Annotated in this window: 18 protein-coding genes; 12 read left to right on the top strand and 6 right to left on the bottom strand. The window is 61.2% G+C overall.

Annotation, left to right across the window (positions count from 1 at the left end; genetic code table 11):
- Complete coding sequence (locus LPU83_RS56540) at nucleotides 1-1,572, top strand: DHA2 family efflux MFS transporter permease subunit (RefSeq protein ID WP_024314908.1); 1,572 nt, start codon at nucleotides 1-3, stop codon at nucleotides 1,570-1,572.
- A 45-nt stretch (nucleotides 1,573-1,617) separates the two neighbouring features.
- Here the strand turns inward: LPU83_RS56540 and LPU83_RS56535 are convergent, their stop codons facing one another.
- Nucleotides 1,618-2,463: a helix-turn-helix domain-containing protein gene (locus LPU83_RS56535; protein ID WP_024314907.1), complete on the bottom strand. Its 846-nt coding sequence runs from the start codon at nucleotides 2,461-2,463 to the stop codon at nucleotides 1,618-1,620.
- A gap of 75 nt (nucleotides 2,464-2,538) precedes the next feature.
- Here LPU83_RS56535 and LPU83_RS56530 point away from each other — a divergent pair, with 75 nt between their 5' ends.
- A complete protein-coding gene (locus tag LPU83_RS56530) occupies nucleotides 2,539-3,468 on the top strand; it encodes a phytanoyl-CoA dioxygenase family protein (protein ID WP_024314906.1) in 930 nt (309 codons plus the stop codon).
- 31 nt (nucleotides 3,469-3,499) lie between these two features.
- On the opposite strand, the gene LPU83_RS56525 is transcribed toward LPU83_RS56530, so the two are convergent.
- The 3 genes from LPU83_RS56525 to LPU83_RS56515 form a co-directional block, all read right to left on the bottom strand.
- The gene (locus LPU83_RS56525; protein ID WP_024314905.1) at nucleotides 3,500-4,249 is read right to left on the bottom strand and encodes a TerC family protein; all 750 of its coding nucleotides are present in this window, start codon (nucleotides 4,247-4,249) and stop codon (nucleotides 3,500-3,502) included.
- 100 nt (nucleotides 4,250-4,349) lie between these two features.
- Entirely contained in the window at nucleotides 4,350-5,189 is an 840-nt protein-coding gene (locus LPU83_RS56520; protein WP_024314904.1) for a GyrI-like domain-containing protein, read from the bottom strand.
- 106 nt (nucleotides 5,190-5,295) lie between these two features.
- Nucleotides 5,296-5,967, bottom strand: a complete 672-nt coding sequence (locus LPU83_RS56515; RefSeq protein WP_024314903.1) for a TetR/AcrR family transcriptional regulator — start codon at nucleotides 5,965-5,967, stop codon at nucleotides 5,296-5,298.
- A 169-nt stretch (nucleotides 5,968-6,136) separates the two neighbouring features.
- On the opposite strand from LPU83_RS56515, the gene LPU83_RS56510 reads away from it, so the two are divergent.
- The 7 genes from LPU83_RS56510 to LPU83_RS56480 all read left to right on the top strand — a co-directional run bounded on the left by LPU83_RS56510 (nucleotide 6,137) and on the right by LPU83_RS56480 (nucleotide 14,516).
- Nucleotides 6,137-7,333 (top strand): HlyD family secretion protein, encoded by a 1,197-nt coding sequence (locus tag LPU83_RS56510; protein ID WP_037070070.1) that lies wholly within the window; start codon nucleotides 6,137-6,139, stop codon nucleotides 7,331-7,333.
- Nucleotides 7,334-7,355: 22 nt separating this feature from the next.
- Nucleotides 7,356-8,945 carry a DHA2 family efflux MFS transporter permease subunit gene (locus LPU83_RS56505; protein WP_024314901.1) on the top strand — a complete coding sequence of 530 codons (1,590 nt, stop codon included), beginning with the start codon at nucleotides 7,356-7,358 and terminating at the stop codon, nucleotides 8,943-8,945.
- Nucleotides 8,946-9,137: 192 nt separating this feature from the next.
- Nucleotides 9,138-10,163 carry a LacI family DNA-binding transcriptional regulator gene (locus LPU83_RS56500; RefSeq protein ID WP_024314900.1) on the top strand — a complete coding sequence of 342 codons (1,026 nt, stop codon included), beginning with the start codon at nucleotides 9,138-9,140 and terminating at the stop codon, nucleotides 10,161-10,163.
- An 18-nt stretch (nucleotides 10,164-10,181) separates the two neighbouring features.
- On the top strand, nucleotides 10,182-11,636 hold the full coding sequence (gene xylB, locus LPU83_RS56495) for a xylulokinase (protein WP_024314899.1): 1,455 nt from the start codon (nucleotides 10,182-10,184) through the stop codon (nucleotides 11,634-11,636).
- Between the two features lie 37 nt (nucleotides 11,637-11,673).
- Nucleotides 11,674-12,984 carry a xylose isomerase gene (xylA, locus tag LPU83_RS56490; RefSeq protein ID WP_024314898.1) on the top strand — a complete coding sequence of 437 codons (1,311 nt, stop codon included), beginning with the start codon at nucleotides 11,674-11,676 and terminating at the stop codon, nucleotides 12,982-12,984.
- Between the two features lie 714 nt (nucleotides 12,985-13,698).
- The gene (locus tag LPU83_RS56485; protein WP_024314896.1) at nucleotides 13,699-13,917 is read left to right on the top strand and encodes a hypothetical protein; all 219 of its coding nucleotides are present in this window, start codon (nucleotides 13,699-13,701) and stop codon (nucleotides 13,915-13,917) included.
- Nucleotides 13,918-14,045: 128 nt separating this feature from the next.
- Nucleotides 14,046-14,516: a cupin domain-containing protein gene (locus LPU83_RS56480; RefSeq protein ID WP_024314895.1), complete on the top strand. Its 471-nt coding sequence runs from the start codon at nucleotides 14,046-14,048 to the stop codon at nucleotides 14,514-14,516.
- 99 nt (nucleotides 14,517-14,615) lie between these two features.
- Here the strand turns inward: LPU83_RS56480 and LPU83_RS56475 are convergent, their stop codons facing one another.
- Nucleotides 14,616-15,647 (bottom strand): LacI family DNA-binding transcriptional regulator, encoded by a 1,032-nt coding sequence (locus tag LPU83_RS56475; protein WP_024314894.1) that lies wholly within the window; start codon nucleotides 15,645-15,647, stop codon nucleotides 14,616-14,618.
- Nucleotides 15,648-15,817: 170 nt separating this feature from the next.
- Between LPU83_RS56475 and LPU83_RS56470 the strand changes: the two genes are divergently transcribed.
- The 3 genes from LPU83_RS56470 to LPU83_RS56460 all read left to right on the top strand — a co-directional run bounded on the left by LPU83_RS56470 (nucleotide 15,818) and on the right by LPU83_RS56460 (nucleotide 19,462).
- On the top strand, nucleotides 15,818-17,341 hold the full coding sequence (locus LPU83_RS56470) for a sugar ABC transporter ATP-binding protein (RefSeq protein WP_024314893.1): 1,524 nt from the start codon (nucleotides 15,818-15,820) through the stop codon (nucleotides 17,339-17,341).
- 81 nt (nucleotides 17,342-17,422) lie between these two features.
- On the top strand, nucleotides 17,423-18,427 hold the full coding sequence (locus LPU83_RS56465) for an ABC transporter permease (RefSeq protein WP_024314892.1): 1,005 nt from the start codon (nucleotides 17,423-17,425) through the stop codon (nucleotides 18,425-18,427).
- A gap of 87 nt (nucleotides 18,428-18,514) precedes the next feature.
- Nucleotides 18,515-19,462, top strand: coding sequence for a substrate-binding domain-containing protein (locus tag LPU83_RS56460; protein ID WP_024314891.1), 948 nt, complete (start codon nucleotides 18,515-18,517; stop codon nucleotides 19,460-19,462).
- A gap of 64 nt (nucleotides 19,463-19,526) precedes the next feature.
- Here LPU83_RS56460 and LPU83_RS56455 read toward each other — a convergent pair whose 3' ends face one another.
- Nucleotides 19,527-21,305 carry a tetratricopeptide repeat protein gene (locus tag LPU83_RS56455; protein ID WP_024314890.1) on the bottom strand — a complete coding sequence of 593 codons (1,779 nt, stop codon included), beginning with the start codon at nucleotides 21,303-21,305 and terminating at the stop codon, nucleotides 19,527-19,529.
- Nucleotides 21,306-21,446: the final 141 nt, after the last annotated feature.

The following is a 21,446-nucleotide window of genomic DNA, read 5'->3' as shown; positions in this document are numbered from 1 at the left end:
ATGTCTACCACAATTGCTGTCTCCCAGCCGCGTGCCAGCATGAAGGATTGGATTGCCGTACTTGCCGGCATGATCGGCGCATTCATGGCAATCCTCAACATCCAGATCACCAATGCTTCCCTCCTCGAGATCGAGGGCGGCATCGGCACAGGCGTCGACAATGGTGCCTGGATTTCCACCTCGTATCTGATCGGCGAGATCGTCGTCATTCCGCTGACGGCGTATTTCAGCAGCGTCTTTTCCTTCCGCCGCTACATTCTCGTCAATTCGGTTCTCTTCCCGATCTTCTCGATTGCCTGTGCGTTCGCCCATGATCTCGGGACGATGATCCTGTTGCGCGGGCTGCAGGGATTTGCCGGCGGTGTGCTGATCCCGATGGCTTTCACCATGGTCTTGACCAAGCTGCCGAAGGTACAGCAACCGCGCGGCCTGGCGCTCTTTGCCCTGTCCGTTACCTTCGCTCCGGCCATCGGCCCCACGATCGGCGGCTTTCTCACCGAAAATTACGGCTGGCAGACCATCTTCTTCATCAACGCTGTTCCGAGCGCCGTCATGGCGATCGCGCTTGCCCTGACGCTCGAGAAGCAGCCGATGCAGCTCCACCTGCTGAAGGAGGGCGACTGGGCTGGCATTTTTACCATGGCGATCGGCCTTTCTGCCCTGCAAACCGTGCTTGAGGAGGGCAACAAGGAGGATTGGTTCTCCTCGCCTTTCATCGTCAAGCTCAGCATCGTGGCCGTTGTCTTCCTCGTCACTTTCATCTGGATCGAACTGACGGTTGAAAAACCCCTGGTGAAGCTGCGTCTTTTGAAACAGCGCAATTTCGGTATCGGCGTTGCTGTCAATGTGCTCGTCGGCGTCGCCCTGTTCGGCACCGTCTACATCCTCCCGCAGTATCTGGGTCAGGTGCAGAGGTACAACGCCGAGCAGATCGGCAATGTGCTGGCCTGGACCGGATTGCCGCAACTGCTCCTCATCCCGCTGGTCCCACTGCTGATGAAGCGCTTCGACGCCCGCTATATCGGCTTCCTCGGCATTTCGATCTTCGCGATCAGCTGTTTCATGAACATCACGCTGTCGGCAGACAACGCCGGTGATCAGTTCTGGATTCCGAATATCGTGCGCGCCATAGGCCAGGCCCTTGTCCTGACCCCGATCACCGCCATCACGACTGCCGGCATCGCTGCGTCGGATGCTGCGGCTGCCTCGGGCTTGACGAACATGCTGCGCAACCTCGGCGGCGCCGTTGGCACGGCATCGCTTGGTACGATCCTGACGAAGCGCGAGCAGTTCCATTCGAATATCATCGGTCAGTCTGTGACGCTTGCCCGCGACGAGGTTCGCGACCGCCTCAGCCAAACGACGAATTATTTCCTGGCGCACGGGGTCTCAGACCCGGCGGTCGCCAGCAAGAAAGCCATCGTCGTCCTGGGCCAAATCGTCAAGCGCCAAGCGCTCATTCTTGGCTTCAGCGACACTTTCGCCGTCATCGGGGTGGTGCTTGCCATCGCCGCGTTCGCTCTGTTGCTCACCCGGAAGTCGCAGGCAGGTGGTGGTGGTGGTGCGCACTGAGCCCGCCATTCGTCAAATTGCGAAGAGCGGTTGATCCGGCTGCGCTCACAATCTGCAGTGCTGGCGGCGAAACTCGCTTGGCGAACAGTGTTCGCGATCGTGAAACATTCGGGAAAAGTAGAATGCGTCCTCGATGCCGACGGCATTCGAAATCGCCTCGATCGAGAGATCGGATGTCGCCAGCAACTGCTTGGCCCGATCGATGCGAAGGCGCTGCTGGAAGGCCTTCGGTGACAGGCCGATGGCTGCCTGGAAACGCCGCCGCAACGTTGCCGGGGACATGGCGAATTCCTGCGCGAGGGACTGCATGTCCGTTGGCTCGAATGCGCGACGCTGCAGGGTCTCGATCACCAACTCGACCTTTACGTCGCCAGCATCGTTTCTGCGCGTGGTTGCCTGGCGGGCGCATTGGACGGCGATGCGGTGAAGCGTCGCTGCTGCCGATGCAAGGCTGAGCGGATCGCCTGCTGCAAAGTCCGAATGAAGCGCGCTGAAGAGATGCTGGATCTCGCGAAGATTGTGCAGCCGCACCAGCGGAGCTGCCGCGGATATCAGGCGCTGACGGATCAGGTCTGCCGTCAGCGTTCCCTCGAAGAGAGCCCATCGTTCCTCCCAACTCTCTCCGTTCGTCGGGCCATAGGAATGCAATGTGCCGGCGGGCAGCCAGAAGAGCGATGGCCCGCGGATCTCCTGAACACCCGCCTTCACCGTCTGCAACGTGCCATGCCCGGCTTCGACGAGGACGACGGCGTGCATCGGCAGGCGGCGGTTGGCGATGCGTGTTCCAATGCGTTGCCGGCCGAACCCCGTGACGGCGAGCGCCGTGCCGCCGGCAGAGGGTGAGCGATAGAGGGCGATCGGTGTTTCATCATGAGCGAAAAATCCAGTCATTCTTTCCATCCATGGCAAGTCTGCTTTCTTACCTCCAGGTTTTCCAGCATCTATTTCGCTTTGGGAGTGATCGAAATGTCAAGTCTTGCTCTGGATCGCAAGCCCGGTCAGCCGGCGACCGACCTGGACGCCAACGGGAAGGTCCTTTCGACTGCGGCGAACCGGTTGGGTGGGGTCGTGCCGACGGATCCATCGATCGGCGTGGAGGCGATCCGCAGGCTCTATCACGAGAACGGCTATGTCTGGTTGAAGCGCTTTCTCGATCCCGATGCGGTCAATGCGTTTCGCGGCTGGGTTTTCTCGCATCTGGCACGCGGCGGGCTCGTCGCACCCGGCTCCGATCCGATGCTCGGGCTATCCGCCGGCACGGGCATAGACAAAGGCCAGGTCGATCGCATTCTGATGTCGCTTGTCCGCTCGGTCGCCTTTGAGGGTTTTTGCGCGCAGGCGCGGCTTGCGGGGTTCATGGACGAGTTCCTTTCCGGGATCTCCTACCTGCACAAGCGCAAGATCATGCGTTTCACCCAGCCCGGCACGGCGACGGCAACCCCCGCGCATTACGATCTCGTCTATCTGCGGGGCGGCACCAACCGGCTGGTGACCGCCTGGATTCCAATCGGCGATACACCGGTCGACATGGGCGGGCTCGTCTATCTTGAGGGATCGCATGCCCTCGGCATGCGTATGGAAGAGGAGCTTTACAGGAAGAGCCTCGACCTGTCTGCAGAGGAAAGGATCAGTGCATTCAACCGCAACATGACCGAGGGCGGCTGGGTTTCGAAGGACCTCCCCGAGATGGCGGAGCGCTTCAATACGCGCTGGCTGGTCGCCGACTACGAGGCCGGCGACGTCGTGTTGCACAGTCCTTATATGATCCACGCCTCGACCACGAACCAAAGCGCCTCGAACCGGATCAGGCTATCGACGGACATCCGCTATCAGAACGTCGATGACGAGATCGACGCGCGGTGGGGCAATCATTGGAGCCTGGGGGACATGCTTTAGGGCGCGGCCCGGAGCCGCGCCTTTTGGTGGTTCAGTGGGCGCCTTGCTTTTTCCGCTGGCGAGCATTGCGGGCGACCATGTTGAGCACCTCCACCAACGCCGAGAAGGCCATCGCGGCGTAGACGTAGCCCTTCGGCACGTGGAAGCCCATGCCCTCGGCGATCAGCGTCGTGCCGATCATCATCAGGAACGCAAGGGCCAGCATGACGATGGTTGGGTTCTTCTCGATGAAATTCGCAAGCGGCGTGGCGGCGACCAGCATCACGGTCACTGCCGCAATCACGGCGACGACCATGATCGGCAAATGCGGTGTCATGCCGACGGCGGTGATGATGCTGTCGACCGAGAAGACGAGGTCCAGCAGCAGGATCTGACCAATGGCGGCAGCAAAGCCGGCCGTCGCCGCCGTGCCAATGAAATCCTCGTTGTGATCGATCGGATCGACGTTGTGGTGAATTTCCTTCGTCGCCTTCCACAGCAGGAAGAGACCGCCGGCGATGAGGATGATGTCCTTCCAGGAGAAGCCGTGGCCGAACAGTTCGAAGATCGGTGTCGTCAGCTTCACGATCCAGGCAATGGTGCCAAGGAGGGCAAGTCGCATCACGAGGGCGAGGCCAATGCCCACCTTGCGTGCTTTCTCGCGATGCTCGGGCGGCAGCTTGTTGGTGAGAATAGAAATGAAGATGAGGTTGTCGATCCCGAGGACCACTTCCATCACCACGAGGGTGACGAGGGCCACCCAGGCGGCCGGGTCCTGAACGAGCATCATGATGTCTTGCATTGGCGGATATCCCCTTGCGCCACATAGTTTGACGCTCGCAATGTACGGACGCAGCCTGCCTTGGCAAGCGCGCAAGGGATATACGAAAGCCAGACGACTTTTATTCCTTGATGGGAATCCAGATTTCCGTCAGGCCCATGCCGGTATAGGGGTCGAAGCGCTCGTCATAGCGCTCGAACATGTCGGGCATGTTGCCGAATTGAATGCCGGAGTTCGGCATCCAGTTCCCGAAAATCTGATGCATCGTTGCGGGAATGCCAGAGACATGGCCGCGATGAGCAAAGACCGCGTAGCGCTGGCCGGGTATCTTTAGCGTGGTAAAGCCGTCCGGCAGGTCGCTGCTGTCACCGATTGCCACTGCCGCCATGTAGCGGAACGTCTCTGCCTCGCCCTCGATATGCGTGCAGACGCCATAGGCGACATTGCCGATCTGGCCGGGAATGTTGCCGAAATGAACATTGAATTTTTGCCATAGTGAGGGGATCGCGGCGTTGCCACCGTAGGGATATGTCTCCTGCAAACCGGCGAAGAGCATCGGCGGCAGGGTTTCGAAGCGCGGCGGTTCGAGTTCGGGAAGGCGGGCGGGGTCCATGCGGATCGGCTCCAGAAGTGCGAGGTTGCGCGTGTGCCCCTGCTTGCGGACGGCCTCAGGGGTTAAACCGAACTGATCGCGAAAGGCACGGGTGAATGCCTCGTGCGAGCCGTAACCCGCGTCGAGAGCAACCTCGAGAATGTTGGCCGGTTGATCGAGCAGCGTCCGTGCCGCACCGCTCAGGCGGCGGGCGCGAATATAGCTGCTGATCGAATGCCCGGTGACGAGCCCGAAGACGCGCGAAAGGTGGTAGCGCGAAAGCCCGGCAACGTCCGAAATCTCTTGCAGAGTGATGTCGTTGCCGAAATGACTTTCGATAAACCAGATCGCTCGTCCGATGGCGCTCATTCCTTCTCCCTTGGCTGCACGCCTTTCATAGCGAAGGGCAGCAGGTCGCGTTTGATCCCGGTTGCGGAATTCTGGCGCGGACGGAGGAAGAAATCAAAGGGCGGGTTCAGGACTGCTTCTTGGCGCCGTAGGCTGCCGTGAAGACGCGGATGGCGCCATTGACCACGCGATCCATCTCCTCGCGCGGAGGAGGGGCGTCCATGTCGCCGAACAGGCGCAGCTTGAAGAAACTTCCACCGCAGAGTTCCAGGAACTGCCGGGCGGCAAGCTCGATGTCGTCGATCTCGAAACGGCCCGCCTCGACCTGGCTCGTCAGGAAATCCTTCAACACCGTCCGGATGTTCTCCGGGCCGGTGAAAAAGCGCTGACAGAGGTGCGGCATGCGGTCGCGTACACCGATGACCGTGCGCATTGCATTGATGACCTTATCCTCGGTCAGGTGGCTGACAAAGGTCATGCCGAAGTCGTGCAACGCGACGTCGGGATCATTGGATTCCTTGAGAGTATTGCGCACGCTGGCGACAAAAGCCGCTCGCTCGCTCTCCATCATCGCGGTGAAGAGCTCTTCCTTGTTGGCGAAGTAGACGTAGAGCGTTCCCTTTGAAACTCCGGCCTCGCGCGTTACATCGTTCATGCTCGCGGCATCGAAGCCAAGCTTCATGAAAACGCGTCGGGCGCCGTCGAGAATTTGTTTGCGCTTGGCAGGGTCCTCGCCTGCGGCCCATCGGCCGCCAGTCGCCGGAGAGTCGTCCACGCGCGTATCGGAAAGCTCTGTCATCGCTCCTTAACCATATCCGCATCAGCGAATTTTTCGTTAATAAAACCGAACCAACCGGTTCGATATATCTTGATATGAATGGAAAAAGGTTCTATGTCAACCGAACCGAACCGAACCGAACCGAACCGTTCAGTTCGATTAAATTCACTCGATTTACCGGTAGCCGCCCATGTCGTCCAATCCAAAAGCCAATGTTGCCCGCATCGTCAGCGAGCCTGCTGATACCGAGGGCAAGGCTCAGGAAGCAGCAGTCCCCACCGCGGAAGCACCGCGCGCGCCGCAAGCTCCTGCTGAGACGCAGGCCGCTCCCGCGGAGAAGAAGAAAAAGCGCAGTCTCGCTCTGCCGATCATTGGCCTTGCGCTGCTCGCAGGCGCTGGCTGGTACGGCTACGATTGGTGGACGACGGGCCGTTTCCTGGTCTCGACCGATGACGCCTATATCGGAGGCGACATCGCGACGATCTCGCCGAAGGTCACAGGCTACGTCGCCAAGGTGAATGTCGTTGCCAACCAGAAAATCAAGGCAGGTGACCTCTTGGCATCGCTCGACGACGGCGACTACAAGCTCGCCCTCGATCAGGCGATGGCTTCCCTTGATACCGAAAAGCTCTCGCTGCAGCGCATCGACGCGCAGATCGCCGGTGGACAGGCAAGCCTTGATCAGGCCAAAGCCCAGAAGACTGCCTTGGAAGCCACTGTTCGCGGTGCACAGATCACGCAGACCCGTGCCGCAGAACTGCAATCCAAGTCTGTCGGCACCACCGCCAACCTCGACGCTGCGAACATCGCGCTCGATCAGGCAAAGGCGAACCTCATCGGTGGCGATGCCGCGATCGCGTCCGCGGAGGCAAACATCACGCTCCTGCAGGCGCAGCGCCGCGAAGCTGAGGGCACGATCCGCCAGCTCGAGCTTTCGCGCGACAAGGCTGCCCGTGACCTCTCCTTCACGGTTTTGAAGGCGCCTTATGACGGCGTTGTCGGCAACCGTTTCGTCCAGGAAGGCGATCTTGTGTCGCCCGGCCAGCGTCTGATGGCGCTCGTCCCGGTCCGCCAGCTCTTCATCGATGCGAATTTCAAGGAAACGCAGATCCAGCATTTGGTTCCGGGCTCGAAGGTTAACGTCCACGTGGATGCCTATGACGATCGCCCGATCGTCGGGACGGTCGAATCGATCTCGCCGGCATCCGGCTCCGTCTTCTCGCTGCTGCCCCCGGAAAATGCGACGGGCAACTTCACGAAGATTATCCAGCGCGTGCCGGTTCGCATCTCGCTGCCACAGGACGCCCTCGATAGCGGCCGCCTGCGTGCTGGCCTCAGCGTTGTCGTTGATGTCGACACGCGCACAGCGCCGGACGCCGCCAAGTAATATCGTCTGACGAGGTAGCCCCATGGCCGTGAGCGCAACAATTGGAACCGTTCCGGCCACTCCGGCTGCCACGGATCATATGGATCCCCGCAAGCTCATCGCGTTCTTCGCGATGGTGCTCGGCATGTTCATGTCGATCCTCGACATTCAGATCGTGTCGGCGTCGCTTGCCGAAATCCAGGCGGGCCTCAGCGCCGGTTCGGACGAGATCGGCTGGGTGCAGACATCTTACCTGATCGCTGAAGTCATCATGATTCCGCTGTCGGGCACGCTCGCACGCATCGTCTCGACGCGATATCTGTTTGCGGCCTCGGCTGCGGGGTTCACCATGGCGAGTGCGCTTTGTGCGACGGCGACCAACATCGACCAGATGATCGTCTACCGCGCCATTCAGGGCTTCATCGGCGGCGGCATGATCCCGTCGGTTTTTGCGGCCGCATTCACGATCTTCCCGCCCTCCAAGCGTAGCATCGTGTCGCCGATCATAGGCCTGATCGCCACGCTTGCACCGACGATCGGCCCGACCGTCGGCGGCTATCTCAGCCATGCCTTCTCCTGGCACTGGCTGTTTTTGGTCAATATCGTGCCCGGTATCATCGTGACGATCGTCACCTGGAACTTCATCGATTTCGACAAGCCGGAATTCTCGCTGATCAAGAAGTTCGATTGGTGGGGATTGCTCTCCATGGGCATGTTCCTCGGCGCGCTGGAATATGTACTGGAAGAAGGCAATTCGAACGACTGGTTCAACGACAGCCACATCACCATGGGTGCCGTCGCCTCGGCGATCGGTTGCGTCGTGTTCTTCTACCGGGCGTTCAAAGTGGACTTCCCGGTCGTCGATCTCAGGGCCTTCAGCAACCGAAACTTTGCCGTCGGCTCGCTGTTCTCCTTCGTCATGGGTATAGGCCTCTACGGACTGACCTATATCTATCCGCTCTATCTCGGGCGCATCCGAGGCTACGATTCGCTGATGATCGGCGAGACGATGTTCGTGTCGGGTCTCGCGATGTTTTTCACCGCGCCGATCGCCGGCAAGCTGTCGACCAAGATGGACCTAAGGCTGATGATGGTGCTGGGCTTCATAAGCTTTGCTGCCGGCACCTACATCATGACGGGCATGACCACGGACTGGGATTTCTACGAGCTGTTCATTCCGCAAATCCTGCGCGGTTTCGGGCTGATGATGTGCATGGTGCCGATCAACAATATCGCTCTCGGCACGATGCCGCCGGCGCGTATGCGCGGCGCATCCGGTCTCTTCAACCTGACGCGCAACCTCGGCGGCGCCGTGGGTCTTGCCGTGATCAACACCGTGCTGACGAACCGGCAGGACGTGCACTATCAGCGGATCCGCGAGGGTCTCGACTGGGGCAATCCGATGGCGCTCGATCAGATCAAGAACATGACGTCGAACTACGATGCCTATGGCATGGATGGGGCGGTGGTCGCGATCAAGCAGATGGTCGGTCTGGTAACGAAGCAGGCGATGGTGATGTCCTTCGCCGATATCTTTATGTTGCTGACCGTGCTGTTCCTCGCCATGATCGTCGGTATTGTGCTGATCGACAAACCCGCTCCGCAGGGCGGCGGCGGTGGCGGCGGCCACTGATTTCTCCGATGAATGCATTGTGACGCCGGCCTGGAAACCAAGCCGGCGTTGTTGCATTTTTCCTTCCACGCCATCGCCCATCACGCTTCAAGCCGTGAAAAATTACCGGCCGATCTTCGATAGAAAGATGTGTTTACAGATTTTGATTTACGTACATCAAATTTGGAGTTAAAGGTCTCGTCAGGAGGAGAGATGAGACCTACAGTTCACGATATCGCTGCTGCGGCAGGCGTCAGTCTGGCAACCGTCGACCGGGTTTTGAACCAGCGACCGGGCGTGCGCCACGTGACGCGCGAGAGGGTCGAGAATGCCATTCGCGAGATCGGTTACATCAGGGATGTCGCTGCTGCCAACCTCGCCAAGGGCCGCACTTATCCGCTCGTCTTCATCCTGCCGGCCAGCGACAATTCCTTCATGCACGGGCTGAACGCCGAGGTCCGTGCGGCCGCCGCGCGTTCGTCCGTGGAGCGAACGAATATTCGCACCCTCGAGGTGCCAGCCTTCGATCCGGGCGCGCTCGTTAAGGTTCTGGATGAGCTTAGCCAGGAGCGGCCTTCGGGAATCGCGCTTGTAGCCACCGATGCGCCTGAAGTGCGCGATGCCGTCGACCGGCTGGTGAAGGACGGCATTCCCGTCGTGACGCTGGTTTCGGATCTCACCGGCTCGCAGCGCCATCATTACGCCGGTGTCGACAATATTGCCGCCGGTCGCACGGCCGCGCGGCTGCTTGGGCGTTTCCTCGGCGGCGCCAGGGGCGAGATCGCGGTGCTCGCCGGCTCGATGTTGGTGCGTGACCATCGCGAACGCCTCGAGGGTTTCGCCGCCGTTATCGCGGCGGAGTTTCCGTCGCTCTCGATCCTGCCTGTCATCGAGGGCCGCGACGATCCGGAGATGGCCCATATGCTGGTGGCAGATGCGCTGTCGAAGAACAGCGGCATCATCGGCATCTACAGCCTCGGTGCCGGCAATCGCGGCCTGATCAAGGCGCTGAAGGAAAAGGCGGTCGATCGGTCGCTGACAGTCATCGCCCACGAGCTGACGGCGCACACGCGCGCCGCGCTCCTTGACGGAACGATTGACGCAATTCTGAACCAGGATGCGGGTCATGAGGTTCGCAGCGCCATCCGCGTCCTCAAGGCGAAGGCGGACGGACTTTCCGTGATCGACGCGCAGGAGCGCATCCGCCTCGACATATTCCTGAAAGACAATCTGCCGTAACGGCAAGGGGAGAAACACATGTATCTGGGTCTCGATCTCGGAACCTCCGGCGTCAAAGCCATGCTGATCGACGGCGATCAGAAGATCATCGGTTCGGCCAACGGCGCGCTCGATGTCTCGCGTCCGCGTTCCGGCTGGTCGGAGCAGGAGCCGTCGCACTGGATCCGTGCCACCGAAGAGGCCGTTGCCGGCCTGAAGGCAAAGCATCCGAAGGAACTCGCCGCCGTGAAGGGCATCGGCCTCTCCGGCCAGATGCACGGCGCGACGCTGCTCGATGCAAACGACAAGGTGCTGCGCCCCTGCATTCTCTGGAACGATACCCGCTCCTACGTCGAAGCCGCCGCGCTCGATTCCGATCCGCGGTTCCGCAAGCTGACCGGCAACATCGTTTTCCCCGGCTTTACCGCGCCGAAGCTTGCCTGGGTCGCCAAGCATGAGCCCGAAATCTTCGCCAAGGTCGGCAAGGTCCTGCTGCCGAAGGACTACCTGCGTCTCTGGCTGACCGGCGAGCACATCTCCGAAATGTCGGATTCGGCAGGCACCGCCTGGCTCGATACCGGCAAGCGCAAATGGTCATCGGAGCTTCTTGCAGTCACCGGCCTCGATGAAAAGCAGATGCCTCATCTGATCGAAGGCACGGAGCAGGGTGGCACGCTTCGCAGCGAGCTGGCCGGCAAGTGGGGTATGTCGGAAAGCGTCGTCGTTGCCGGCGGCGCAGGTGATAACGCAGCTTCGGCCTGCGGCATGGGTACGGTCAGCGATGGCGCTGCCTTCGTGTCGCTCGGGACCTCGGGCGTTCTTTTTGCCGCCAATGCCGCCTATCTGCCGAAGCCGGAAAGCGCCGTGCATGCCTTCTGCCACGCGCTCCCTGATACCTGGCACCAGATGGGCGTCATCCTGTCGGCGACGGATGCGCTGAACTGGCATTCCGGTGTCACCGGCAAGTCGGCGGCGGACCTGACCACCGAACTTGGCGAAACGCTGAAGGCGCCATCGGGTGCTACCTTCCTTCCCTATCTCTCGGGCGAGCGCACGCCGCACAACGACGCCGTCATTCGCGGGGCCTTCATCGGCCTCGAGCACGAGAGCAGCCGCGTGGTGCTGACCCAAGCCGTGCTGGAAGGCGTATCCTTCGCCATCCGCGACAATCTCGAAGCACTGCGCTCGGCTGGCACGGATATTTCCCGCGTCACCGCAATCGGCGGCGGCTCGCGCTCGCGCTACTGGCTGGCCTCGATCGCCACGACGCTCGGCGTGCCGGTCGACCTGCCGGCGGACGGCGACTTCGGCGCCGCTTTCGGCGCCGCGCGTCTCGGCCTGATCGCCGCGACCGGCGCCGATCCGGTTGCCGTCTGCACACCGCCGAAGACGGCCGGCACGATTGAGCCCGTCGCGGCTCTCAGCGGCGCCTACGAGGATGCCTACAAGCGTTACCGCGCTCTCTACCCGGCGATCAAGTCGCTGCAGCGCTGAACCCAGAACAACAATCTCAAACCCGAGGAGACACGAGATGAGCACCGGATTTTTCGGCGACATCCAGAAGATCAAGTATGAAGGCCCGGACAGCACCAATCCGCTGGCTTTCCGCCATTACGACAAGGACGAAGTCGTCCTCGGCAAACGCATGGAAGACCATCTGCGCTTTGCCGTTGCCTACTGGCACACCTTCACCTGGCCGGGCGGCGACCCCTTCGGCGGCCAGACCTTCCTGCGCCCATGGTTCGAAGACACGATGCAGGCTGCGAAGCTGAAGGCCGACGTCGCGTTTGAGTTCTTCTCGCTGCTTGGCGCTCCGTACTACTGCTTCCACGATGCCGACGTGCGTCCGGAAGGCAAGAACTTCGCCGAGAACACCAAGAACCTAAACGAGATCGTCGACTACTTCGCCGAGAAGCAGGCCGCGACCGGCACCAAGCTGCTCTGGGGCACGGCGAACCTCTTCTCCAACCGTCGCTTCATGTCGGGTGCCGCGACCAATCCAGATCCGGACGTTTTCGCCTTCTCCGCAGCGACGGTGAAGACCTGCATGGACGCCACGCAGAAGCTCGGCGGCGAAAACTACGTGCTGTGGGGCGGCCGCGAAGGTTACGAGACGCTGCTCAACACCGACCTGAAGCGCGAACTCGACCAACTCGGCCGCTTCCTCAACCTCGTCGTCGAATACAAGCACAAGATCGGCTACAAGGGCACGATCCTGATCGAGCCTAAGCCGCAGGAGCCGACCAAGCACCAGTACGACTACGACGTCGCGACCGTCTACGGCTTCCTGAAGAGGAACGGCCTCGAGAACGAAGTGAAGGTCAATATCGAGCAGGGCCACGCGATCCTCGCCGGCCATTCCTTCGAGCACGAGCTGGCGCTTGCCAACGCGCTCGGCATCTTCGGCTCGATCGACATGAACCGCAACGACTATCAGTCCGGCTGGGATACCGACCAGTTCCCGAACAATGTTCCGGAAATGGCACTGGCCTACTATCACGTTCTGGCCGGCGGCGGCTTCAAGACCGGTGGTACGAACTTCGATGCCAAGCTGCGTCGCCAGTCGCTGGACCCGGCAGATCTCCTGATCGGCCACGTCGGCGGCATGGATTGCTGCGCCCGCGGCCTGAAGGCCGCCGCCAAGATGATCGAGGACAAGGCGCTCTCCCAGCCGTTGGAAGACCGCTACGCCGGCTGGGGCACGGCGGAAGGCCAGAAGCTCATGCGCGGCGAATACTCGCTGGAGCAGATCGCCGAGTGGGTCGAAAGCAAGGACGTCAACCCGCAGCCGAAGTCCGGCAAGCAGGAACTGCTCGAAAACATCGTCAACCGTTACGTGTGATCGGCGGTTGATTGTGGAGGAGAGGGCCGGGGAGCGAAAGCTTCCCGGCTTTTTTACTTGGTCTGGTGTCGGGCGAGGTTCGACCTGCCCTACCTGGCTGCGGGACCGTGGAAAGAGGAGGCAATGTCATGACGAAGGCCGACCTTTGCGCCATCTACCGGGACCACATTGCCTGCCTGAACAAGCAAGACTGGTCGAGGCTGGGGCAGTTGTTCATCCTGATGTGCACGACAATGGCAGTTGGATCGGGGGGGCAGGTGGATCGGGGGGGCAGGTGGATCGGGGGGCAGGTGGATCGGGGGCAGGTGGATCGGGTTGTCGGGCTATCGCGAGATGAACTCGATCGCATGGAGCTTCACGATATCGTGGATATGCGACGGAGGCGGCCTTCAATCGAGCCTTCTCGCGTGGCTTCGGCACGCCGCCCGCGACATGGCGCGCAAAGGCGCAGACGAGCACGCGTGGTCAAGACTCTCGCGCCACCGCCCGCAGGTTACCGAAGCGGCCGGAAGCGGGAGAGCGATAGGAGGCGTTTAAAGGCAGCCGATGATGGTTGGCCACTTATGCCGACCGCGATGGGTGAGTCTGACTGGGGCGCCAATCTCGTTTGCGAGCACCCGCAGCGGTCGTTACAGAAATCGGCCGATCATCATGGCTTGCGCAGCACGCGCTGACGAGCGTAGACCGGTTTCCTGCTAACGGGAGGGCCGATACATGGGCGACAGCGAACGAGATTGGACTGCCCTCGTGCAGGCAGTCGCCGACAGCCCCAAGCGCGACAACAGCGCCTATCACAAAGCAATGGCCGAGGCGCGGCAGGCGTTTGATGTAGCCGAGGCGGCTCTTGGCGGGCCGGTCCAGGTCAAGACGAAAACGAAGATGAAGCGAAGCGGCGAATACGTCGTGAAATGGATGTTCAAGCGGGTGAAATGACTTGCCGACATTCGATCGGATGACCGAGGAGCGCTTGCCTAGAGATGGTCCGCGGACGTATTCTTAGCATTCGCGAGCCTGCTCCAGCGTGCAGCCGAGGTGAAAGGCCCGGCGAGAGGGAGGATATCATGAAAATCGCATCGATATTCGCAGTCGGTTGGATTGGATTCTGCGGGACCGCAGCCTTTGCCTTGGCACAGGATGCGCACGCAATATTCGCTCCCGGTGATGTCAAGTGGGTCGGGGCTCCCAAAACGCTTCCTGCCGGAGCCCAAGCGGCGGTCTTGTTCGGCAATCCCACCAAGAAAGGCTTGTTTGCCCTTCGGCTCAAATTGCCGCCGGGGTATGCGATCCCACCGCACACGCATCCTGGCTATGAAGTGGTCACGGTCATATCCGGGGCTGCCAAAATTGGCATGGGCAAAACCGCCGATCGGAGCGCCACGAAGGCACTGCCCGCGGGCAGTTTCTTTGCCTTGCCGCCGGGTACGGCGCATTTTGTTTACTTCGACGATGAGACTGTCGTCCAAATCAACACCAACGGCCCGTGGAGCATTAAGTACGTCAACCCGGCGGACGATCCTCAAAAGTCGCAATAGCCAATAGCCGTGCGGCACGAAGGCCAACCGCTCCCGCCGCCCCAAGCGCGGCGGGACGTCCATGTCGGTGTCGGGTGGCTAAAACATCTGCTACCGGTGTCAGCGCTTCGTCCATCGCCGCGACGGTGCGCCCACTGAGTTGCGCACCACAAGGTCCGGGCGCAGCAGGATTTCGGTCTCCGCCGGCTGGCCGTCGGACAGGAACTCCAAGAGAAGCGCCATGGCCTGCTTGCCGATTGCGGTTCGCGGCTGGCGGATGGTGGTGAGCGGCGGCGACATGAAGACGGCCTGTGGCACGTCGTCGAAGCCGGTCACGGAGAAGTCCTTCGGAATATCGTAGCCGCGGGCGCCGAGACCGATCATCACGCCGATCGCCGTCTGGTCGTTCACACACATGAAGGCCGTCGGCAGCGTGTCGCGCATGAACAGTTGCTCGACGGCGTGGCGGCCGCTTTCAAGCGTTCCGTCGCCTTCGAGCACGATGCGCTTGTCGGGCGCAACGCCTGCCGCATCGAGCCCCGCGTCATAACCCTCGCGACGTCTGGCGTAGGCCAAACGGGTGCGCGAATCGCCGATGAAGGCGATCTTGCGATGACCCTCGGCAAGCAGCAGGTCGACCGCCTTTCTGGCCCCCTCCACATCATCGACGCCGACATAGGGGATGCCGCCGTTGAAGACCGGCTCGAAGACGCCGACGCTTGGCGGCAGGCGGGCCGTCATTGTCTGATGGCCGAAGGGCAGAATGCCGGTAAAGAGAATCAGACCGGCGGCCTGGTTGGAATTCAGGAACTTCAGATATTCAAGGCCGCGCTGCGCATCATTCTGCGTATGGCCGATCAGAACACCGTAGCCATGGGCGCGCGCTTCGTTCTCGAGGCCGACGAGAATGTTGGAAAAATTCGGGTCGCCGATGTCTGGGGCCACCACGAGAATCATGTTCGACCGGCCAAGCCGCAGGCTCCGCGCCATGGCGTTGGTGGTGTAACCGGTGATGGCGATCGCCTGGTTGACCTTCAGCCGCGTCGAGTTGGCGACCTTCTCCGGCATGTGGATCGCCCGCGACACCGTCGCGATCGAAACCTCGGCGATCCGAGCGACGTCTTCTATGGTTGCGGGCGTGGAATTCGACACTGCGTCCTGCCTTGGGATGCCTTCGCCGCGACACTACACAGACTTGCCGAGAGGTCAAACGCCGGAGCCGGCAGATCTGTGTGTAACGATGATGTAAACCTTTACATGCGCCGTGTAAAGGTTTACATATGGCGTCCAGCGGATGGGAGCCGCAGGGAGGAAGCCAGTCAATGAGTGTGGATTCTGTCGACGCCGCGCCTGTGGTGTTGTCCGCGCGGCGCATCTGCAAGTCGTTCAGCGGCGTGCAAGTTCTCTTCAGTGTCAACTTCGATCTGCGCGCCGGCGAAATCCATGCTCTCATGGGCGAAAACGGCGCCGGCAAATCGACTTTGGTCAAGGTCATGTCCGGCTTCGAGCAGCCGAGTTCGGGGGAGATATTGCTCGACGGGGAGCCGGTCGTGCTGCCGGCCAACGGTGCGGCGGAAGCGCTCGGCATCGTTCTCATCCACCAGGAATTCAATCTCGCCGAACATCTGACCGTCACCGAGAGTCTCTACCTCGGTCGCGAAGTCACGCGTTTCGGCATCCTTCACCGCAAACACATGCGCGCCGAGACCCGCAAGGCGCTCGATCTTCTCGGTTCGCATGTCGACGAGAATGCCATAATCGGCACATTGTCGATCGCTGACAAGCAGATGGTTGAAATCGCCAAGGCAATCAGTCGCGATGCACGCGTCGTCATCATGGACGAGCCGACGGCCGTGCTGTCGCGCGAAGAGACGAACTTCCTGTTCCGGCAGGTGCGCAAGCTGCGCGACAAGGGGACGAGCTTCATCTTCGTATCGCATAAGCTCGACGAGGTGATGGAGATCACCGACCGGGTGACCGTGTTGCGCGATGGGCAGTGGGTCAAGACGGCGCCGACCGCGATGCTCGACGGCGAATCCATCGCCCAGCTGATGGTCGGGCGCGAGCTTTCAAGCCTCTATCCGACCAAGGTCGAGCCCAACGTCGACGAGGAAATCGTCCTCCGGGTCGAAGGGGTTTCGACGGGATACGTGCAGGATGCGAGCTTCGAGGTCCGCAAGGGTGAGATTATCGGATTTTCCGGCATGATCGGCTCCGGTCGCACGGAGCTGATGGAGGCGATCGCAGGGTTGCGCGTCCGCGCATCCGGCGAGGTCGTCATTCGCGGCGAGACCGTGCTTTCGGGCGATGTGCATGCCGCCAACCGCGCCGGGCTTGCCTACATGACGAAGGATCGCAAGTCGAAGGGTCTGCTCCTGCGTTCCGGCATGATGACCAATCTGACGCTTCAGTCGCTCGGCCAGCATTCGCTGCACGGCTATCTCAGCCCGAGCAGCGAGGCGAAGGCGCTTGCCACGGCGCGGCGACGTTTCGATATCCGCGTGCGCGACACCAATATCGTCGCCGGTCGCATGTCGGGTGGCAATCAGCAGAAGCTGCTGCTTGCCAAGGTCATGGAGACGGAGCCTGAGATCATCATCATCGACGAGCCGACACGCGGCATCGATGTCGGCACCAAGCAGCAGATCTATCATTTCATCTCGGCGCTGGCGCGCGACGGTCGATCCATCATCGTCGTCTCTTCGGAGATGCCTGAGGTGATCGGCCTCTGCACCCGGGTCGCCGTGATGCGCGAGGGGCGCATTGTCGGCGTGCTCGAGGGCGAAGAGATCTCTGAGCAGGAGATCATGCGCTATGCAGCCGGATTGAAGAAGAAAGCCGCCTGATGCTGGCGGAGAGGCGGCTGCGCTCAGCAGGCCGCGCAGGTATGATGCCCATCTAATTTGGGGCGGGAGGTCGGTTTGGAGATGAGTGTGAACGAGGAGACCAGGGAAATTAGGCGTCGCCCCTGGCGGGATATCGATCTGCGCGCGGTTGCGCCCTTTGCAGCCCTGATATTGCTCTTGATCGTGGGGGCGATGGTCAACCCGAACTTCATCGGCATCACGAACCTTGCAAATGTCGCGACGCGCTGTGCCTTCATCGCCATCATCGCTGTCGGCGCCACCTTCGTGATCTCGGCGGGGGATCTCGATCTTTCCGTTGGTTCGATGGTGGCTTTCGTCGCCAGCCTGATGATCCTGTTGATGAATTCCGGCGTGATTGCCGATCCGACGTTGATGCTGGTCGCCGCCGTCCTGTTTACGCTGGTTGCCGGCGCGCTCTGCGGGCTTGCCAATGGTCTGATTACCACCGTCGGCAGGATCGAGCCGTTTATCGCCACGCTCGGCACCATGGGTATCTATCGCGGCCTGACGACTTGGTTGTCGCAGGGCGGGGCGATTACGCTACGCTCGCCCGACATTCAGACGCTCTACCGTCCGGCCTATTTCGGCAGCATTCTCGGCGTGCCGGTGCCGATTGTCGTGATCCTGGCCGTGACGGCCGTTGCAGCCTTCATCCTCTACCGCACACGTTACGGTCGGCACGTCGTCGCCGTCGGCTCGAACAGCGATGTCGCGCGCTATTCCGGCATTGCAGTCAATCGCGTGCGCACCATCGCCTTCGTCATCCAGGGGCTCTGCGTGGCCATCGCCGTGCTGCTCTACGTGCCGCGCCTCGGCTCAACCTCGGCAACGACAGGTATTCTGTGGGAGCTACAGGCGATCACCGCCGTCGTCGTCGGCGGCACGGCGCTCAAGGGTGGTGCCGGCCGTGTCTGGGGTACGATCTGCGGCGCCTTCATTCTCGAGCTCGTCGGCAACATCATGCTGCTGTCGAACTTCATCAGCGAATATCTCATCGGTGCGATCCAGGGTGCGATCATCATCATCGCCATGCTGGTACAGCGCTCGCTGGTCCGCAAATCATAGCGGATCGGCTCCAGGAATTGGCCGGGATCACAGGGCGTCCGGTTGACGGGTAGGAAAAGTCCCTGACGTTTATTGGGAGGAAATAGAATGCGCAAACTCATGTTGGGTCTTGCGGTTGCGGCCGTCACGCTGGCGGGTACCGCATACGCACAGGACAAGAAGTTCACCATCGGCGTGTCCATTCCGGCCGCCGACCATGGCTGGACCTCAGGCGTCGTGTTCCATGCCGAACGCATCGCCAAGAAGCTGATGGAAGAGCATCCGGGTCTGAATGTCATCGTTAAGACCTCGCCGGACGCTGCCAGCCAGGCCAACGCCGTACAAGATCTTGACACGCAGGGCATCGATGCACTCGTCATCCTGCCGTCGGATCCCGATCCGCTCGTCAACGCCATCAAGGAAGTCAAGGCCAAGGGCAAGTACGTCGCGCTTGTCGACCGCGCGCCATCGACCAACGATGACTCCGTCCGCGACCTTTACGTTGCTGGCAACAATCCGGCGCTCGGTGAAGTCGCCGGCAAGTACATCGCTTCTCAGACGCCGGACGCCGAAGTGGTCATCATCCGCGGTCTGCCGATCCCGATCGATCAGCAGCGCCAGGACGGCTTCGACAAGGGCATTGCCGGCTCCAAGGTCAAGGTTCTCGACCGCCAGTACGGCAACTGGAACCGCGACGATGCCTTCAAGGTCATGCAGGACTACCTGACGAAGTATCCGAAGATCGACGTGGTCTGGTGCCAGGATGACGACATGGCTGTCGGCGTGCTGCAGGCGATCGAGCAGGCCAAGCGTACCGACATCAAGTATGTCGTCGCCGGCGCCGGCTCCAAGGACATGGTCAAGAAGGTCATGGACGGTGACAAGATGATCCCGGTCGACGTTCTCTACCCACCGGCAATGGTCGGCACGGCAATGGAACTGACGGCCGCTGGTCTCTACGACCAGGTGCCGGTTCGCGGCACCTTCGTCCTCGACGCGACGCTCGTCACGAAGGACAACGCCAAGGACTTCTACTTCCCGGATTCTCCGTTCTGATCTGAAAAGCCTAGTGCGGCGCCCGTTCGACAGGACGGGCGCCTTTCTTTGATGGTGTCGCTTGCTAGCCGGGTAGGCCGGCGCTGGCGAGATCGGCGATGAAGCGGTCGATGAAGGTTTCGGTCATCACCGGATTGTCGCCGAAATAGAATTCCCGCCGGGCGTCGGCGCAGTTCATTCCCGGCCGGAAACGATGAAGCCTGAAAATCGCTTCTCTAGCCTCGTCCGTTTCGCCTTGCCTTCCGAGGATCGCAACCAGAACGATCGCCGGCCAGAAGGTGGCATTCGGTGAGCGGAGCGATGCGCGCGCTGCCTTGGCCGCTTCCGCCATGTCGCCCAATTGATAGTTCGCGATGGCGAGAACGTTATGGAAGGTCCAAAGATGCGGATCGCGAGGACTGAGCCGGAACGCTTCCTTGATCTCGGCAATGCCTTCGGCGGGCCGCTCGACGTAGCAAAGGACTTGGCCGAGCGCGAAGTGAGCTTGCGCGAAACTCTGATCCAGTTGCAAGGCGTTATGCAGATGCGCAATTCCCGCCTCCGTCGCCCCATCAAGCGCAAGCGCTCTGCCCAAGGCGAGGTGCGCGGCGGGTTCCTTCTGGTCCAGTCCGATCGCCCGTTCGGCAAGCTCGATCGCCTCGCAGATGCGCTCACCCCGCTCGTCAAGCGGGCCGTACCAGCCGAGCTGAATGTGAACGTAGGCCAGGCGGGCCTTTGCCTGCGCGAACGTCGGATCAATACTGATCGCCTGTTCGAAAAGCGCCTTCGCGGTCTTCAGTTCGTCAAGCGTGAATCGGTAGAGATGCCAGAGACCCTTCAGGTAAATCTCCCAGGCATCCATGTCGAGCACGGCGCGGCCGCGAAGAGCGGCGAACTCGATGGAGCCCAGTTCCGGCTCGATCGTTCCGGTGATTTCGGAGGCGAGCTGGTCCTGAACCTCGAAGATATCCGCCAGCGTCCGGTCGTAGCGTTCCGCCCAGAGCAGCGTGCCATCCGTGCCGCTCAGCAATTGCGCGGTGATGCGAACGCGATTGGCGGCGCGGCGCACGCTGCCTTCGAGCACGTACTTGACACCAAGATCCTCGGCAACCTGTTGTGCATTGGCCTTCCGACCCTTGTAGCTGAAGGACGAATTGCGGGCGGCGACCAGCAGCCAGCGACAGCGCGCCAGCGTGGCGATCAGCTCGTCCGTGAAGCCGTCCGAGAAATGCTCCTGTTCCTCGATGCTCGACATGTTGCTGAAGGGCAGCACGGCAATCGAGGGGCGATTGCGCACGGGCCACGCGGCTTCTTCCTTCCAGTCGGACGGCGGTGGCCGCTGTTCATCATCCTCCGGCATCCAACGCCAGACACGGATCGGTCGCTCGATGTTCTTGAGCCTGCGGTTGCCGAAATCGATTGCCCTGAAGTCAACCTTCGACCGGATCTGGTCATTGACCTGCTGGGAGACGCAGATTCCACCTGGAGGCGCCAGAGCCTGCAGGCTTGCGGCGACGTTCACGCCGTCGCCGAAGATGTCGTCGTCCTCGACGAGCACGTCGTCGACATGGATGCCGATCCGCCACACCATGCGTCGATCCGGCTCGATGGCCTCGTTGCGCTGAAGCAATGCTGTTTGAATTTCCATGGCGCAGCCGATAGCATCGACGACACTTGCAAATTCCGCCAGTGTGCCGTCGCCGACAAACTTGACGACCCGTCCGTGATGCCTGCCGATGCTTGGCACGATGACTTCGCTGTTGTGCGCTTTCAGGTTCGCGAACGTGCCGGTTTCGTCAAGGCCCATCAGCCGGGAAAAGCCGACAACATCCGCATCCAAGATTGCTGCCAGACGCCGCGTCATGCGCCAACCTCCTGGTCCAAAGACAGTAGCACGGCACGGCGCGATGTCTACCGCCGCAAGACGCGGCAGGTGCTCGGATCGCAGCCAGGTGGTACAGTCGTGACGTGGTGGACAGGAGAAATGCGGTACGTACATCTTGCT

The sequence above is a fragment of the Rhizobium favelukesii genome, from assembly GCF_000577275.2.
Taxonomy (GTDB): Bacteria; Pseudomonadota; Alphaproteobacteria; order Rhizobiales; family Rhizobiaceae; genus Rhizobium; species Rhizobium favelukesii.
The sequence above is the reverse complement of the archived record's forward strand: the minus strand, read 5'-3'. Positions and strand labels throughout refer to the sequence as shown.

Excerpts from the sequence above, each read along its gene's own strand:
- LPU83_RS56540 (WP_024314908.1), top strand. The coding sequence starts at position 1 with ATGTCTACCACAATTGCTGTCTCCCAGCCGCGTGCCAGCATGAAGGAT.
- LPU83_RS56535 (WP_024314907.1), bottom strand. The coding sequence starts at position 2,463 with ATGACTGGATTTTTCGCTCATGATGAAACACCGATCGCCCTCTATCGC.
- LPU83_RS56530 (WP_024314906.1), top strand. The coding sequence starts at position 2,539 with ATGTCAAGTCTTGCTCTGGATCGCAAGCCCGGTCAGCCGGCGACCGAC.
- LPU83_RS56525 (WP_024314905.1), bottom strand. The coding sequence starts at position 4,249 with ATGCAAGACATCATGATGCTCGTTCAGGACCCGGCCGCCTGGGTGGCC.
- LPU83_RS56520 (WP_024314904.1), bottom strand. The coding sequence starts at position 5,189 with ATGAGCGCCATCGGACGAGCGATCTGGTTTATCGAAAGTCATTTCGGC.
- LPU83_RS56515 (WP_024314903.1), bottom strand. The coding sequence starts at position 5,967 with ATGACAGAGCTTTCCGATACGCGCGTGGACGACTCTCCGGCGACTGGC.
- LPU83_RS56510 (WP_037070070.1), top strand. The coding sequence starts at position 6,137 with ATGTCGTCCAATCCAAAAGCCAATGTTGCCCGCATCGTCAGCGAGCCT.
- LPU83_RS56505 (WP_024314901.1), top strand. The coding sequence starts at position 7,356 with ATGGCCGTGAGCGCAACAATTGGAACCGTTCCGGCCACTCCGGCTGCC.
- LPU83_RS56500 (WP_024314900.1), top strand. The coding sequence starts at position 9,138 with ATGAGACCTACAGTTCACGATATCGCTGCTGCGGCAGGCGTCAGTCTG.
- xylB (WP_024314899.1), top strand. The coding sequence starts at position 10,182 with ATGTATCTGGGTCTCGATCTCGGAACCTCCGGCGTCAAAGCCATGCTG.
- xylA (WP_024314898.1), top strand. The coding sequence starts at position 11,674 with ATGAGCACCGGATTTTTCGGCGACATCCAGAAGATCAAGTATGAAGGC.
- LPU83_RS56485 (WP_024314896.1), top strand. The coding sequence starts at position 13,699 with ATGGGCGACAGCGAACGAGATTGGACTGCCCTCGTGCAGGCAGTCGCC.
- LPU83_RS56480 (WP_024314895.1), top strand. The coding sequence starts at position 14,046 with ATGAAAATCGCATCGATATTCGCAGTCGGTTGGATTGGATTCTGCGGG.
- LPU83_RS56470 (WP_024314893.1), top strand. The coding sequence starts at position 15,818 with ATGAGTGTGGATTCTGTCGACGCCGCGCCTGTGGTGTTGTCCGCGCGG.
- LPU83_RS56465 (WP_024314892.1), top strand. The coding sequence starts at position 17,423 with ATGAGTGTGAACGAGGAGACCAGGGAAATTAGGCGTCGCCCCTGGCGG.
- LPU83_RS56460 (WP_024314891.1), top strand. The coding sequence starts at position 18,515 with ATGCGCAAACTCATGTTGGGTCTTGCGGTTGCGGCCGTCACGCTGGCG.
- LPU83_RS56455 (WP_024314890.1), bottom strand. The coding sequence starts at position 21,305 with ATGACGCGGCGTCTGGCAGCAATCTTGGATGCGGATGTTGTCGGCTTT.